At 35.6% G+C, this 15,874-nt stretch carries 13 protein-coding genes; 5 read left to right on the forward strand and 8 right to left on the reverse strand.

All coding sequences use genetic code 11. The annotated features are described in order from the left end of the window. Entirely contained in the window at positions 1 to 1,140 is a 1,140-nt protein-coding gene (locus tag HMPREF3177_RS02380; RefSeq protein WP_070456842.1) for an MFS transporter, read from the reverse strand. A 168-nt stretch (positions 1,141 to 1,308) separates the two neighbouring features. Here HMPREF3177_RS02380 and HMPREF3177_RS02385 point away from each other — a divergent pair, with 168 nt between their 5' ends. Then, positions 1,309 to 2,649, forward strand: coding sequence for a YjiH family protein (locus tag HMPREF3177_RS02385; protein ID WP_070456844.1), 1,341 nt, complete (start codon positions 1,309 to 1,311; stop codon positions 2,647 to 2,649). Between the two features lie 19 nt (positions 2,650 to 2,668). Here the strand turns inward: HMPREF3177_RS02385 and HMPREF3177_RS02390 are convergent, their stop codons facing one another. Together HMPREF3177_RS02390 and tyrS are read right to left on the reverse strand one after the other, a co-directional pair. Next, a complete protein-coding gene (locus HMPREF3177_RS02390; protein ID WP_070456847.1) occupies positions 2,669 to 3,700 on the reverse strand; it encodes a hypothetical protein in 1,032 nt (343 codons plus the stop codon). A 1-nt stretch (position 3,701) separates the two neighbouring features. After that, complete coding sequence (gene tyrS / locus HMPREF3177_RS02395; RefSeq protein ID WP_070456986.1) at positions 3,702 to 4,970, reverse strand: tyrosine--tRNA ligase; 1,269 nt, start codon at positions 4,968 to 4,970, stop codon at positions 3,702 to 3,704. A gap of 308 nt (positions 4,971 to 5,278) precedes the next feature. Between tyrS and HMPREF3177_RS02400 the strand changes: the two genes are divergently transcribed. After that, positions 5,279 to 7,843 (forward strand): transglycosylase domain-containing protein, encoded by a 2,565-nt coding sequence (locus tag HMPREF3177_RS02400; protein ID WP_070456850.1) that lies wholly within the window; start codon positions 5,279 to 5,281, stop codon positions 7,841 to 7,843. Positions 7,844 to 7,925: 82 nt separating this feature from the next. Here the strand turns inward: HMPREF3177_RS02400 and HMPREF3177_RS02405 are convergent, their stop codons facing one another. Continuing rightward, positions 7,926 to 9,593, reverse strand: coding sequence for a formate--tetrahydrofolate ligase (locus HMPREF3177_RS02405; RefSeq protein WP_070456853.1), 1,668 nt, complete (start codon positions 9,591 to 9,593; stop codon positions 7,926 to 7,928). A 164-nt stretch (positions 9,594 to 9,757) separates the two neighbouring features. Further along, positions 9,758 to 11,473 carry an acetate--CoA ligase gene (acsA, locus tag HMPREF3177_RS02410; RefSeq protein WP_070456856.1) on the reverse strand — a complete coding sequence of 572 codons (1,716 nt, stop codon included), beginning with the start codon at positions 11,471 to 11,473 and terminating at the stop codon, positions 9,758 to 9,760. 181 nt (positions 11,474 to 11,654) lie between these two features. Here acsA and HMPREF3177_RS02415 point away from each other — a divergent pair, with 181 nt between their 5' ends. From HMPREF3177_RS02415 to HMPREF3177_RS02425, 3 genes are read left to right on the forward strand one after another with little or no spacing between them, the layout of a single operon-like run. Beyond that, complete coding sequence (locus HMPREF3177_RS02415) at positions 11,655 to 12,287, forward strand: GNAT family N-acetyltransferase (RefSeq protein ID WP_070456858.1); 633 nt, start codon at positions 11,655 to 11,657, stop codon at positions 12,285 to 12,287. Positions 12,288 to 12,298: 11 nt separating this feature from the next. Next, positions 12,299 to 12,931 carry a CBS and ACT domain-containing protein gene (locus HMPREF3177_RS02420; RefSeq protein ID WP_068130884.1) on the forward strand — a complete coding sequence of 211 codons (633 nt, stop codon included), beginning with the start codon at positions 12,299 to 12,301 and terminating at the stop codon, positions 12,929 to 12,931. 4 nt (positions 12,932 to 12,935) lie between these two features. Then, entirely contained in the window at positions 12,936 to 14,078 is a 1,143-nt protein-coding gene (locus HMPREF3177_RS02425) for an acetoin utilization protein AcuC (RefSeq protein ID WP_070456861.1), read from the forward strand. Here HMPREF3177_RS02425 and HMPREF3177_RS08355 read toward each other — a convergent pair. From HMPREF3177_RS08355 to HMPREF3177_RS02435, 3 genes are all read right to left on the reverse strand, one after another. Then, positions 14,000 to 14,239: an ABC transporter permease family protein gene (locus HMPREF3177_RS08355; protein WP_083286827.1), complete on the reverse strand. Its 240-nt coding sequence runs from the start codon at positions 14,237 to 14,239 to the stop codon at positions 14,000 to 14,002. The genes HMPREF3177_RS02425 and HMPREF3177_RS08355 overlap by 79 nt on opposite strands. A 158-nt stretch (positions 14,240 to 14,397) precedes the next feature. Next, positions 14,398 to 15,384 (reverse strand): LacI family DNA-binding transcriptional regulator, encoded by a 987-nt coding sequence (locus HMPREF3177_RS02430; RefSeq protein WP_070456864.1) that lies wholly within the window; start codon positions 15,382 to 15,384, stop codon positions 14,398 to 14,400. Between the two features lie 117 nt (positions 15,385 to 15,501). Further along, positions 15,502 to 15,870 (reverse strand): YtxH domain-containing protein, encoded by a 369-nt coding sequence (locus HMPREF3177_RS02435; protein WP_068130896.1) that lies wholly within the window; start codon positions 15,868 to 15,870, stop codon positions 15,502 to 15,504. Positions 15,871 to 15,874 lie beyond the last annotated feature (4 nt).

The following is a 15,874-nucleotide window of genomic DNA, read 5'->3' on the forward strand; positions in this document are numbered from 1 at the left end:
TTATTCACTTCTTTCAACTAATGTCAGCTGTGATGCAATGAATATGCCGACAACTAAAAATATTGCACTTATATATGGTAAATGTAACGGAGCGATTCGGTCAATAAATATCCCACCGATGACCGCACCAAGTCCTATTCCTAAGTTTAAACTCGACATATTCCAACTAAAGACTTTGGCTGCACTTCCTTTTACACTACTTACTAGTCCAGATTGAATCATTGGAGATGTACTCCATTCAAATACGTTAAATAAGTAAAACACGATATAAAATAAAACAGGAATATTAAAAGTAAATGGAATCGCAATTGTCATCATTAAAAATAATACGATCATCGCCATCATCGCATATTTAATTGGAAATTTATCGACTAACATTCCTCCGAGATATGTCCCAGACATACCGCCTAACCCTGCTATAAATAAGGCTAGTGATACTTGATTCAGCGTGAATCCGTTACTCGTTAATAACGGAGAAATATATCCAATAATAATAAAGTTCGCAGTGAGTATAAGTAGCGTAATCGTAATGTATAATACGACGTTCTTTTTATGCGTGATGATGTTTTTATCTTCTGTCGTAGTCGTATACGTAATATTCGGTGTTTTCGTTAATACGAGAATTGCTGTAATAATCGTGAGTACAATGATGATGAAAAACACTTCTCGCCAACCAAATATATTTCCTATTAAAGTACTTATTGGAATTCCAAATACATTTGCTGCGCTAAACCCCATATATACAAATGCGATCGTCTTTCCTCTTTTATGTGCTTCAGATAATAATGACGTTAAGTCTAAGATCTTAACGATTAAAACCGATGCCCCCATCGCCGTCACTACACGTCCGATTGCGAGCATCGTAAACGAATAACTGAGCATAAATATCACATTTCCGAATAGGAATATTAAAAATGCATAAATAAGCGTCTTCTTCTGACTGAATTTGTCTGTCAGTTGTATTAATACGGGTCCAAAAATCGCAAAAGATACAGCATACACTGTAATCAACTGTCCAGTTAAACCATAACTTATATGTAGCTCGGTACTAATCATTTCAGTAAGTCCTGAAATAATGAGTTCCATTATTCCGAGTAAAAATATCGTAAACATAAATATAGCGATGAGTAATCTATTCATTAAATCACCATTTCTAAAAATCTTATATCAATATAACACGAATTACTATTCTATATAAGCGAAGAATCGTATATAATAATGTAAGCGATTTAAAAATAAAAATATATGATATGAACTTTATTTTTAGTTAATATTGTGTATAATTATGAGAGTAAAGAGGTGTTTTATATGTATTCAGTTAAGAACAATTTAAAATTCATTCTCCCATCTTTAATTGGTATTTTTATATTCATCTTTCCAATTAAAAATGAGGCTGGGGAAATTACCGTACCCGTTGCATATATTGCAAACAAAATTTTAGAATTCATCGGATTATTCGGTGAGAATGCGATCAGTTATATCGTCGCATCGATTATGGTAATATCCGCCCTACTTTCTTTATTATTTACATACGTCGTTAAATCTGACAATGCATTGTTAAACCAATTGTTTAAGCAATCAATTGGTTGGATCATCGTCCGTGTATTAGGTGCTGTATTTGGTGTATTCGTACTTTTTAACATTGGACCGATTCAAATCACGTCTGAAGATACAGGTGGAACTGTATTTTATGACTTATTACCGACATTATTTGCGGTATTTTTAATCGCTGGATTTTTACTTCCGTTACTTTTAAACTACGGTTTACTAGAGTTTGTCGGAACATTATTTAGAAAGTTTATGCGCCCTGTATTCACTTTACCTGGACGCTCTACAGTTGATAACCTAGCATCTTGGGTTGGAGACGGTACAATCGGGGTTTTATTAACGAGTAAACAATATGAAGCAGGATTTTATACGAAACGTGAAGCAACAGTCATTGCGACGATGTTCTCTGTCGTATCGATTACGTTTACGATCGTTATATTAGATTATCTAAACATGCTGAACTATTTCGTTCCGTTTTATGCGACTGTAATATTCTCAGGAATCGTATGTGCGGTTGTATTACCACGTATCCCGCCTCTATCTAAAATTGATGATACGTATTATGTAGAAAACAATGAGTATAGTGAACATATACCTGAAGGTGAAACGAGTTTTTCTTGGGGATATAAACAAGCATTAGAAAAAGCAGAAGGTGCAGATGGAGCATTAGGCGTCGTAAAAGATGGCTATAAAACAGTTCTCGATATGTGGATCGCTGTATTACCTGTAGTGATGGCGGTCGGTACACTCGGTACAGTACTTGCGGAATTTACACCTATATTTAGTATTATCGGTGCACCGTTCGTACCGATTTTAGAAACGATTGGTATTCCAGATGCAAAAGCTGTATCTGAAACGCTATTTATCGGATTTACAGATATGTTTTTACCAACATTAGTAATCGGTAGTGAAGTTTCAGAAATGGCAAGATTTATTGTCGGTGCGTTAAGTATTACGCAGCTTCTATACTTATCAGAAGTTGGTGGAGTTATTTTAGGATCTAAAATTCCACTTGGCGTTGGAAAAATGTTTGTCATTTTCTTAATGCGTACTGCAATTTCACTTCCAATCATCATCGCAGTTGCATTACTTTTATTCTAAACATAAAGAGACTTCCAAACTATGGAAGTCTCTTTTCTATATCTAAAATTGTAAGTTCATTAAAACTAAACGTTCTCGACCATTTATATTCTTTAATTGTATAGTCCTTCAAAACGTCTAACTGTTTATAAAGTCTTTCTAAACCGAGCGTCACAATTACTACACCAAGACAATAATGAATCCCGTGACCAAATGTCAGACCATAACGATTCATATCTGTATTTATGTTTTGAATCATCAGTAATACGTGCTGGTCTTCTTTTATTATGACATCGTGATACTTCGTATCGTTTACACACACTCTACGAATGTACGGAAACGGTGGATATTCTCTTAATACGTCTTTTACTTTAAAGGTCATGTCTTTATTATTTAACGTATGATATATAAGTGCATTCACACTACTTAAAAACGGTCGATGTCCGTCGATAATCATATTTAATAATATATCTATGACTTCCATTGTTTGTCCCGCTTCTTCAAGCAATTTCCATACAAAACCATTTGGATCGAGTTTCTTTTTATTTATAAGATCGATTAAGTAGTTACGTGTTTTATGAATCGATTTTACAATCTCGTCCCCATCTTGATTATCCAACATAATATAATCGATTAACGGAACGCCTATATCGAGTAGATTTTTATAATCCATTTTTGATATGCCGTAAAACCTTGGTAAATAACTATATAAAAATGGAACGGATATATCAATAACTACATTAATCTGTTCTTTTGTTAAAGATAAATGACTCGCGTCGACACTTGATTTTGATAGTAGAGCGATCGACTGATTTAACGCACGTTGTACCGAACGCTTCATATTTGTGTGATCGATACCTTCTTTTTGATACATCAGCCAGTGATTATAAAATTCTTTCATAACATCTTTATTATATTGTGATGTATGAATCGATTCTATTTGCTTACTTTTTCTAAACGCAGTAAATGACGGATTTTTTAAAATATCTTTGGCAATTACTGCATCGTTTATAATCCATGCGTTTAACTCATGATCAAAATATATGTCTTCTTTTCGATGATTATGTTTCATATTACTCAAAGTATACGACTGTATACTTTTTCTTACCGCGTCTAAATACGATTAAATCCCCTTCTAAAAAGTCTTTAGAAGTCACTGTGTAATCCACGTCTTGTTCACGCTCACCATTTATATAAATTGCACCGTTTTTAATATCCTCACGTGCCTGACGACGGCTCGGTGAAATTTTAGCGTCGACGAGTAAATTCACAAGTGGATGTTCCGTGTTTTCTACTGTCGCTTGCGGTGCGTTTTTCATCGCGTCTTTTAGTTCTTTACCAGATAACTCTTTAATGTTTCCACTAAATAACGCTTCAGTGATACGTAACGCTTCTTCTAATGCTGCTTCATCGTGAATAATTTTGATCATCTCTTCAGCGAGTGCACGCTGTGCTTTACGTAAATGAGGTTCAGTTTTAACACTCTCTTCAAGCGCTTCGATTTCTTCTTTTGATAAGAATGTAAATACTTTTAAGAAATGAATGACATCTTCATCATTTTGGTTAAACCAGAACTGATAAAATTCATAAGGTGACGTTTTTTCAGCATCTAGCCAGATGTTTCCACCTTCAGATTTACCGAACTTAGAACCATCAGATTTTGTCACTAATGGGATCGTTAAACCTTCAGCATCCGTAATGCCTTCAATACGACGCATTAAGTCAATACCTGAAACGATATTCCCCCACTGGTCAGAGCCACCGACTTGGATTTTAACGTTATACGTTTGTCTTAAATGTAAAAAGTCGATTGCTTGAATTATGTTGTACGTAAACTCCGTAAAAGAAATTCCCGTTTCTAAACGTGACTGAATCGCATCTTTAGCGAGTAAGTAGTTGACACCAACGTGCTTACCGTAATCTCTTAAGAAAGAAATTAAACTAATATCCTTTAACCAGTCGTAGTTGTTTACTAAAATTGCATCTGTTTCTTTACCACTATCAAAATTAAAAATACGACGCAGTTGCGCTTCAATACCTGCGATGTTTTTGTTTAAATCATCTTCAGAAATTAAATCACGTTCTGATGCTTTAAAAGATGGGTCTCCAACGCGACCTGTTCCTCCACCGACGAGTACGACTGGGCGATGTCCATATTGCTGAAATCTTTTTAATACTAAAAATGGTACTAAATGCCCAATGTGTAAACTATCTGCTGTTGGATCCGTTCCACAGTATAATGAAACTGTTTCGTTTTCTACTAACTTTTCAATGTTTTCTTCATTTGTCACTTGGTATAATAACCCACGCCATTTTAAATCTTGAATTAATTCACTCATTATATTCTCTCCTTTGTATATAAAAAACACCCATACATCACTGTATGGGTGCTGAACACGGTACCACCATAAATTTTACTCTAATAGATGAAGCTCTCGCTTTGAAATATTTACGTAAGTGTATTCGTTTTAAGTCACTGATGTGTTCTCACCACCCACACATTCTCTGAACAGTTAGCTTAAAATTACTTCTCTTACATTTCAATATATTAAGTTTTGTTACTAAATATTATAATATCAATGATTAAATAATACAATCCTTGTTAAGTATATGTCAAATTATGATATAATTCTGTCAACAGGAGGTCGTAATGAAAAAGAATAATTTTGTTAATCGCTTTAAGCAATTATTTACACGTCAAGATAAAACACACAATAAAATACAAGGTGATTCATTTAAATCACGTATTAAAAATATATCACGTCGCTTTAAAGAAACTAAACATCCGCTTAGTTTCTTGTTTAATACGACATACGATACAGTGTGGAATGTTTTACTATTTACGATACTCTCATTATCACTACTTGGAATCTTGTTATTTAGTGTAGGGCTTGGATATTTTGCAGCTCTTGTAAATAATGGTGATGATTATACGAATGAAGAAATCGAAGTTAAACTAAAAGACGTTACTGAAAGTACAAATGTATCATTTGCATCTGGTGAAAACCTCGGTACGTTAAAATCCGATTTAATTAGAGAGTCGATTAAATTTGAAGACATTCCTGAAAATGTCATCGATGCGTTAATCGTAACAGAAGACGAGAACTTCTATGAGCATAACGGTGTCGTACCGAAAGCCTTCATTCGTGCTTCTTTACAAGAAGTTATTTCGAGTGGTGAAGGTACAGGTGGTAGTACACTCACTCAGCAGCTCGTTAAAAACCAATTACTGACTAATGATCCGACGTTTAAACGTAAAGCATCTGAGTTACTGCTCGCATTTAAAGTTGAAGATTTACTCACTAAAGATGAGATCTTAACTTCATATTTAAATGCCGTTTCATTTGGCCGTAACGCAAATGGTCAAAACATCGCTGGTTTAAAAAGTGCAGCAGAAGGGATTTTTGGTAAACATCCTGAAGATTTAAACTTAGCTGAAGCTGCTTTTATTGCTGGTTTACCACAAAACCCTTATGCATACACACCGTTTAATGTGGACGGTTCGTTAAAACCAGAAGATGAACGTGAACTTGGTAAAAATCGTCAAGAGCATGTTTTAAATCGTATGTTTACTGAAGGAAAAATAACTGAAGAAGAATATAACGAAGCAATTGAATATGACTTATATGAAAATATGACAAGTTCAGTTGAAATTCCAAACCAAAAATATCCATTCTTAACTGAAGAGATTGAGCGCCGTGCAGTCGGTGTATTAAAATACATCCTAGCAGAAGCGGATGGTATTTCAAAAGAAGACTTAAATATCACACCACTCTTAAATCAAGAGTATACGCAAAAAGCAAACGATGCGTTAAGAAATAACGGATATCACATCGAAACGACAATCGACAAAAAAATATACGACACGATGCAAGATGTTAAAAACAATCAATTCTACTACTACGGTGACCGTAGTTCGTTAGATGCTATCGATATTAGTAACAACGATAAAGAAAAGATATTAAAACATGAAGTCGGTGCGATGCTTAAAAATAATAAAACTGGTGCAATTTTAGGTTTTATCGGTGGACGTGATTTTAAATCATCTGAAAACAACCACGCGACACAAACATCACGTATGTCAGGGTCTACGATGAAACCACTCGCAGTATATGGCCCAGGGGTCGATAAAGGACTTATTGCACCGGATACAGTCATTCTCGATAAATCGTTCTCGATTTATAACCCTGAAGCAGGCACAAGCTATTCTCCACAAAACTATGACCAAAAAGACTTTGGTTTACTATCAGTGAAAAATGCACTTGCGAACTCGTACAACTTATCAACATTACGTCTATGGGCGGAAGTTCGTAAACATAACCCGAGAGAATATCTTGAAAAAATGGGATTAAATATGCCAGACTCACTATTTGATGCCAATAACATCGGTATCCCTTCTCTACCTCTTGGAGTGAACAACATGACTGTAGAAGATGGAGTAAATGCATTTTCTAGTTTTGGTAATAACGGAGTGATGACGGATAGTTATATGATCGAAAAAATTACAGATCCAACTGGAAAAGTGATTTACGAACATGAAACAGTCAGTCACGACGTATGGAAAGAGTCTACTGCGTACTTAGTCACAGACATGTTAAAAGAAGTATTTAGAACAGGTTCTGCGTATCATATTAGTAGTTATTATAATCAGATTTCATCGACATATGATTGGGCAACAAAAACAGGAACATCTGAGCAATTTATCGATACGTGGATGATTGCTTACAATCCAGAAGTTACACTCGGTATATGGATGGGTTACGACAGTAATATCCCACAAGTTTACAGTACAGCAGATGATGGACACCTACCAGTTTATAATTGGCAAATGTTATCAAGTGCTCTACAAAATGTAGACAGTGAAAAAATGGGTGCTGGGAAAAAATTCAGTCGACCAAGTTCTGTTTATGAAGACACGTTTTGTGGAATGCTTATGCAAAAAGGAAACTGCGGTGAGGATAAACAAGTCACAGGGCTCGTTGCTGATCATACACAGTTTTCTACGAAATCTGGCTTAAATGATCAAAGTGTTTTAAACCGTAACGGTGCAGACTTCGATTACCAATTATCAGCTAGCGATTTACGCGGCACAGTAAGAGGAACAAACGACAATTATTACCGTATTGGCTCTGCGCCTAAAAGAATTAAAGAGGCACTTAAAAAAGGAAAAGACGATAAAGAAGACGACGAAGATGATGACAACGATGATGAATAAATAACTTATCCTCCAAGAATAATCTTGGAGGATTTTTTTGATTCAAAAAAAGACGTGTACATTAGTACACGTCTTAGATTTATTAGAATAATCCTGTTGAGTTACCTTCTGCATCAACATCCATATGGTTAGCTGATGGTACTTTTGGTAATCCTGGCATTGTCATAACGTTACCTGTTAACGCAACGACAAATCCTGCACCAGTTTTAGCAATTAACTCACGTACTGTAATTGTAAACCCTGTTGGACGACCGAGTTTTTTCTCATCGTCTGATAATGAGTACTGAGTTTTCGCCATACATACTGGGAAGTTACCCCAGCCATTTTCTTCGATTTCTTTGATTTGACGTTTTGCTTTATCTGTAAAGTTAACGCCGTCTCCACCGTATACTTCTGTAACGATTTTTTCAATCTTTTCAGGGATTGAAAGTTCAAGATCATATAGGTAGTCAAAGTTGTTTGGTGTTTCGAGTGCTTCTTTTACTTGTTTCGCTAACTCAATACCACCTTCTCCACCTTTTTCCCAAACTTGTGTAAGTGCAACTTTAACGTCACGATCTTTACACCAGTTAAGTACGAATTCACGTTCAGCATCTGTATCTGTAACGAAGTCGTTTAATGCAACGATTGGTTCAACACCGAATTTACGTGCGTTTTCAATGTGTTTCTCTAAGTTTACGATACCTGATTTTAATGCTCCAAGATTTTCTGCACCTAAATCAGTTTTCGCAACGCCACCGTTCATCTTAAGTGCGCGAATTGTTGCAACTAAAACAATTGCATCTGGTTTAAAGTTACCAAAGCGTGCTTTAATATCCATAAACTTCTCAGCACCTAAGTCAGAACCGAATCCTGCTTCTGTTACTACGATGTCTGATAATTTTCTTGCAGTGTTTGTAGCGATTAATGAGTTACAACCGTGTGCAATGTTCGCAAATGGACCACCGTGAATTAACGCAGGTGTACCTTCCATCGTTTGAACAAGGTTTGGTTTAATCGCTTCTTTAAGTAGTAGTGTTAATGCACCCTCTACTTTTAAGTCTTTAACTGTAACTGGTTTTTTATCTTTCGTATAGCCAAATACGATACGGCCAAGTCTTTCTTTAAGATCCATTAAATCTGTCGCTAAGCAAAGTACTGCCATAATTTCACTTGCTACAGTAATATCAAATCCATCTTCACGTGGAACACCTGAAGTTGGTCCTCCTAAACCGATAACGACGTTACGAAGTTCACGGTCGTTAATGTCTACGACACGTTTCCACGTAATTCTTCTTTGGTCGATATTTAACTCGTTACCTTGGTGAATGTGGTTGTCGATTAACGCTGAAAGCGTATTGTTTGCTGACGTAATCGCGTGTAAGTCACCGTTAAAGTGAAGGTTGATTTCTTCCATCGGTAACACTTGAGCGTGTCCACCACCAGTAGCTCCACCTTTAATACCCATTACTGGCCCAAGTGATGGTTCACGTAATGCAACCATAACCTTTTCACCTAGTTTATTGAATGCATCTGCTAGCCCAACAGTAACAGTTGATTTACCTTCACCAGCTGGTGTAGGGTTCATAGCTGTTACGAGTACTAGTTTTGAATCCTCTTCATTTCCAACGAGATTTTTGATGTCTACTTTTGCTTTATACTTACCATGAAGTTCTATTGCATCTTCAGGAATACCTGCTTTTTGAGCAATTTCTTCAATTGGTTGTAATGTTGCTTTAGCAGCAATCTCTTGGTCTGTTAAATGTGCCATTCTTTTACATCTCCCAACAAGAATATTTTTTTTAAGATTTAACTCAATCTTTCTAATGATTATTATTACATAAAATTCACTTATGTGCCATCACTAACATTTCTCTAAAAATCATTAGCGGAATCCACATAACAAAAGCAGCAGAATTTGCTGCTGCTTTAATGTTAATCATCATCCATACTTGATAAGTCACCAGCATCTAAGTTTAACTCCCAAGCTTTTAATACACGTCTCATAATTTTACCACTACGTGTTTTTGGTAATTTATCTTTAAATTCAATTTCACGTGGTGCTGCATGTGCTGCGAGACCAAGTTTTACGAAGTTACGAATTTCCTCTTTTAACTCGTCCGTCGGTTCATAACCTTCACGTAATGCGATAAATGCTTTAACGATTTCACCACGTACTGGATCTGGTTTACCGATAACTCCAGCCTCTTCTACCGCTTCATGCTCAACAAGCTTAGATTCAATTTCAAACGGTCCAACTCTTTCCCCAGCTGTCATAATGACGTCGTCTACACGTCCTTGGAAGAAGAAGTACCCGTCCTCATCTATAAATGCTGAGTCACCTGAAACGTACCAATCACCAATAAAGTACGATTTATACTTCTCGTGGTTGTTCCATATATCGCGCATCATAGATGGCCAAGGTGCTTTCATTGCTAAGTTACCCATACGGTTTGGCGGTAAGACTTCACCGTTGTCGTCAATGATTGCCGCTTCTACACCTGGTAATGGTTTACCCATAGATCCAGCTTTTATATCCATTGAGGGGAAGTTAACGATCATATGTGCTCCTGTTTCAGTCATCCACCACGTATCGTGAATTCTTAAGTTGAATACTTTATCTCCCCATTTAATGACTTCTGGATTCAGTGGTTCACCAACAGATAGTAAATGTCTTAAATGGCTAAGGTCGTAATTTTTTATAACTTCGTCTCCAGCTCCCATTAACATACGGAATGCTGTCGGTGCTGAATACCAAATTGTCACTTTTAACTCTTCAAGTGCTGAATACCATGCATCTGGTGAGAAACGTCCTCCGACGATAACGTTTGTCGCGCGGTTTAACCACGGTCCAAAAATACCATAACTCGTTCCAGTTACCCATCCTGGGTCAGCTGTACACCAGTATACATCGTCTTCTTTAATATCCGTCACATATTTCGCTGAAATATATTGTTGAACCATCACATTATGAACGTGGTATACACCTTTTGGTGAGCCAGTTGAACCACTCGTATAATGTAAAATCAATCCGTCCTCTAAATCTACCCATTCGATGTCACATTCATCTGATGCTTCGTCAAATAACTGTTTAAAATCTAAGAGTTTTTCATCTTCACTAACGTCTTCTCCGACGACAAATACGTGTTTTAGTGTATCGATCTCTTTATAAGGTACTCGCTCTAATAAATCAGAAGTCGTAATTAAATAATTCGCTTCTGAGTCTTCTAATCGGTCAACGACAGCCTTCTCCATAAATGCTTCAAATAATGGTCCAACAATCGCACCAAGTTTCACTGCACCGAGTAATACAAAATATAATTCAGGCGATCTTGGCATAAAGATAAATACACGGTCTCCTTTTTGAACACCTTTACTCTTAAGCATATTTGCAGCTTTATTAGATTTTTCTTTCATCTCTTTAAAAGTAAATGATGAAACGCCAGAATCGTCTTTATAGTGTAATGCTACTTTGTCACCATATCCTTCGTTAACGTGACGATCAATTGCTTCATATGCGATGTTTACTTTGTTAGTTTCATACCATGTAAAATGTTTTTTTACTTCTTCCCACGAAAAGTTTTTAACTGTTTCTTCGTAAGGTCCCATATTCGAACTTTTATCTACAGATTTATAGATTTCGTAATTCATTACATTCACTCCTAAAATTTAAGTAAAACGCTTTCTTTTGACGTTACTTATAATCTTATCTGTTATTTTTAGGAATTTCAACGGTTTCGTTCGAATTTTCAATCGCATTTAGACATAAATATAAAAATTATTCATGTATAATATAAATAACTAGACATATATTGTGATTTGAGGTGATATGTTGGAGCATATAAAAAATTATTTTAAAATGGAATACGAAAAAAATAGCCAAACGATTATAATCGAAGGTCCTGTGAGTGAAGAAGCGCTAAATACGTATACTTTTGACGAACATTTAAATGCATTTAGAAGACCAAACGATCAATTTGAAGCAATAAAAGAAATCGCAAGTTTAGAAGAAGGTCGTATCATCGTTGCGCGTGTAGATAATAATATTATCGGTTACGTTACGTTTCATAGACCTGATGAGTTTGAAAGATGGAGTGAAGGTAACCACCCTTTTATATTAGAACTCGGTGCAGTTGAAGTGTCTGATTCATACCGAAATTTAAGAATTGGCCAAAACATGCTGAAATTGTCGATGATGGATGAGTATATGGAAAATTATATCGTTTTAACGACTGAGTATTATTGGCACTGGGATTTAAAAGGAACAGGATTAGACGTTTACGACTATAAACAATTAATGATTAATTTAATGGCCGTTGCAGGATTTGAAGTATATATGACAAACGACCCTGAAATTACAAGTCATCCTGCGAATACTTTAATGGCAAGAGTTGGAAAACATATTACGACCGAGCAACAACTTATATTTGATGAGATTCGATTTAAACACCGATACTTTTTTTAAGGAGGATATGTATGTTAGTTAGCCGAATTATGACGAGAGATGTGAAAACGCTCTCTCCGAAGGATACGATCAATGATGCTTTAAATTTAATAAACGAACACCACATTCGACATATTCCAATCGTTGAAAATGAAGAAGTCGTCGGATTAGTGACGGATAAAGATATCAATCTCGCACTACCTTCGATTTTAAATACTCATAGTGAAACGACTATCCACCATCCACTAGAAGATATTATGAAAACACGTGTCATGTTTACGAGTCCAAGAGATTTCGTAGAAGAACTCGCAGTCGACTTTTTAGAATTCGACGTCGGTGCGATTTGTGTGATCCAATCAAAAAAACTCGTTGGAATTATTACACAAACAGATATTATGGAAGCATTTATCGAAATCACTGGTATGAAAATACCTGGCTCAATTATCGAAATTGATGTACTCGACCGTCCAGGAATCGTCTATGATATCGGTAAAATACTATATGATTTAAATATTGTTGCTGTATCCATCACAATATTTGATAATACTGAAAAAGAAGGCCATAAATTTGTCGTCATAAAAATTAACGCTATGAATCCGATGTTTGTTATAAACAAACTCGAAGAAATGGGATATGACGTCGTCGACCCATTAAATAGAGGTTAAAAAGATGCGTGCACTTTATGTGTATGATGATGAGTTACTTAAATATCGCTTTAATGATACACACCCATTTAATCAGATGCGATTAAAGATGACGACAGATTTATTAAAAGCGGCTCACTTTTTAAGCGATGAAGAAATTGTAACTCCGCGCGTCGCTACTGAAGAAGAAATTTTACTCGTTCACACAAAAGACTATGTCGACGCTGTTAAACGTGCAGGCCATAATAACATTACAAAAAGAGAACTTGCAAACTATGGTTTAAATACAGAAGACACCCCTCAATTTGAAAATATGCATGAGAAATGTAGCATGCTCGTCGGTGCGAGTTTGACTGGCGCAGATTTGATTATGCAAGGTAAAGCGGATAAAGTTGCTTCTCTCGGAGGAGGACTTCACCACGGATTTACTGGTAAAGCGAGTGGATTTTGTGTCTATAATGATGCAGCGATTGTATGCCAATATTTAAAAGAAAAATATAATGAGCGTGTCCTTTATATAGATACCGATGCGCATCATGGAGACGGTGTACAATTCACGTTTTATGACTCAAATGAGATTATGACATACTCTATTCATGAAACGGGACGTTATTTATTCCCTGGTACTGGTTTAGTAACTGAACGCGGTACAGGACAAGGCTTCGGGTTTAGCGTGAATTTACCTGTTGATGCCTTTACCGAAGACGATTCATTTTTAGACGTTTTTAAACAGAGTATCGAAATTGCCGCTAGATCATTTAAACCGACGATTATCGTACATGTGAACGGTGTAGATGCGCATTATCGAGACCCGATGACACATTTATCTTTAACGTCTAAATCTTACGAAGAGATTCCTAAAATCGTTAATGAAATTGCTGATAAATATGCAAATGGTAAACTACTCGCTCTAGGAGGCGGTGGTTATAACATTTGGCAAGTCGTCCCTAGAATGTGGGCGTATGTTTGGCTTGCTATTAAAAATATCACCCCACCAAAAGGTAGACTTCCGGAAGATTTTATTGAACAGTATAAACCACTCGCTCAATTAGAATTTCCTGAAGAATGGGAAGATGATTTAAAGGATTATCAAGAAATTCCAAGACGCGCGGAAATTACTGAAAGAAATTCAATGGTACTCGATAGAATTAAAATGTACTTAGAATAACAAAATTGCCCTGCACCTGCGTAGTTTAAACCACTCATTAATGTTGTAGACAGTAAATCAATGAGTGGTTTTGCTGTAATACCAAAAGCCATCGCAACTGGTAAATATCCAAAACCAATTGCTATACCGTCAGAAAAAGAGCGCTTATATACTTCACTCAAAAACCACCACTCCTTTTAAAAACAATTAGTAACATTGTATCATAAATTTTCTGAAAATTGTGAAATATACTTGTGTTTATTCTACAAATAAAAGTTATAATTAAACATAAAAAAACTTGAGTTTAATATAAAACTCAAGTTTAAAAATATAAATCGCTTTATACACGCGTTGTTTTTGCGTAGTTAATTTTCAATGGTAACATCGTTACTTTTTCATCGACTTCTTCGTTGTTCATAATTTTTGTAAGTAATCTCATTCCAACTGCACCAATATCATATAGAGGTACTGCGATCGTTGATAATTTCGGACGCATCATATATGCAATGCGCGTATTAGAACAACTTATAATTTCTAATTCTTCAGGTACTTTTACGTTCATATCTAACGTTCCATGAAGGATTCCACCTGCAACCTCATCTGATATTGCAATGACAGCATCTGCTTTAATTTCATGAATTTTATTAAATAGCTCAATACCCTCTTCATAAGTGTTTGCTGAAAACTCAAACATATTATCTTTACTTATGTTGTGCTCTTCTAATACTTCACAAATTTTATCTGCGAGTAAAGTCTCCAACACACTATGGTAACCGCTTTGTACATATGCAATTTTTTTGTTGCCGCGCTCAAAAAACCCTTCTACAATACGAGCAATTGCATCACGATAATTTGCATTTACTCTGTTTATTGACATTTCTTTAGAATATCCACAGACTACGACTGGCGTATTTGAACGCTGAATATTATCGATTATTTTTTGGTCATCCGTTCCACCTAAAAAGATGATACCGTCCACTTGATTACTTAATAACGTTTCAAACGCATTCTTTTCTTTTTTAGCATCATTATCAGTATTTGTAATAATGATTTGATATTGATACATTTCAGCAATGTCTTCTAACCCTCTTAACACTGCTGAATAATATAAATCTGAAATGTCAGGAATAATTACCCCAACCGTCTTTGTTTTTTTACTAGCGAGACCTCTAGCCACCGCGTTCGGTTTGTAGTTTAATCGTTCTATGACGTCTTTTACTTTACGACGTGTTTCTGGCTTAACGTTTGGGTTACCATTAAGTACGCGTGAAACAGTAGCCATTGACACATTCGCTTCTCTTGCAACATCATAAATCGTAATTGCCATGATTTATTTTCCTCCTATGAAAACGTTTTTGTTTATTGATAATCATAACAGAAAATGAATGAGAATGTAAATAATTTAACAATAAACATCAAAAAAGTTCAGCATAAAAGCTGAACTTTATAAATTAGATAAATCAACACTGTCTTTGTTTACATATCCATCTTTAACATCTTCTCGAATTGCTCGTTTTTGAGCGGCCATTAAGTCCTGATCCGAGTCCTTAATACGTTTAACTTCTTCGAGTTCTGCTTTTTTCACTTTGACTTTGTCGACAATTTTATCTTTTTGATCTTCAAATACACCTTTTGGATCTTTTAAATCTTCACGAAGTGATTGTCCAGATTTTGGTGCTAAGAATAGACCTAAAATAGATCCGACAATCATACCGAAAATTAGTCCGAGTGGTAATCCTTTTTTACTCTTTTGTTTTGGTGGACTATACGGTTTAATTCCATGTGTATGTCGATCTCTATCATATTTTTCCATATAA

The sequence above is a fragment of the Nosocomiicoccus sp. HMSC09A07 genome (assembly GCF_001808485.1).
Taxonomy (GTDB): domain Bacteria; phylum Bacillota; class Bacilli; order Staphylococcales; family Salinicoccaceae; genus Nosocomiicoccus; species Nosocomiicoccus ampullae_A.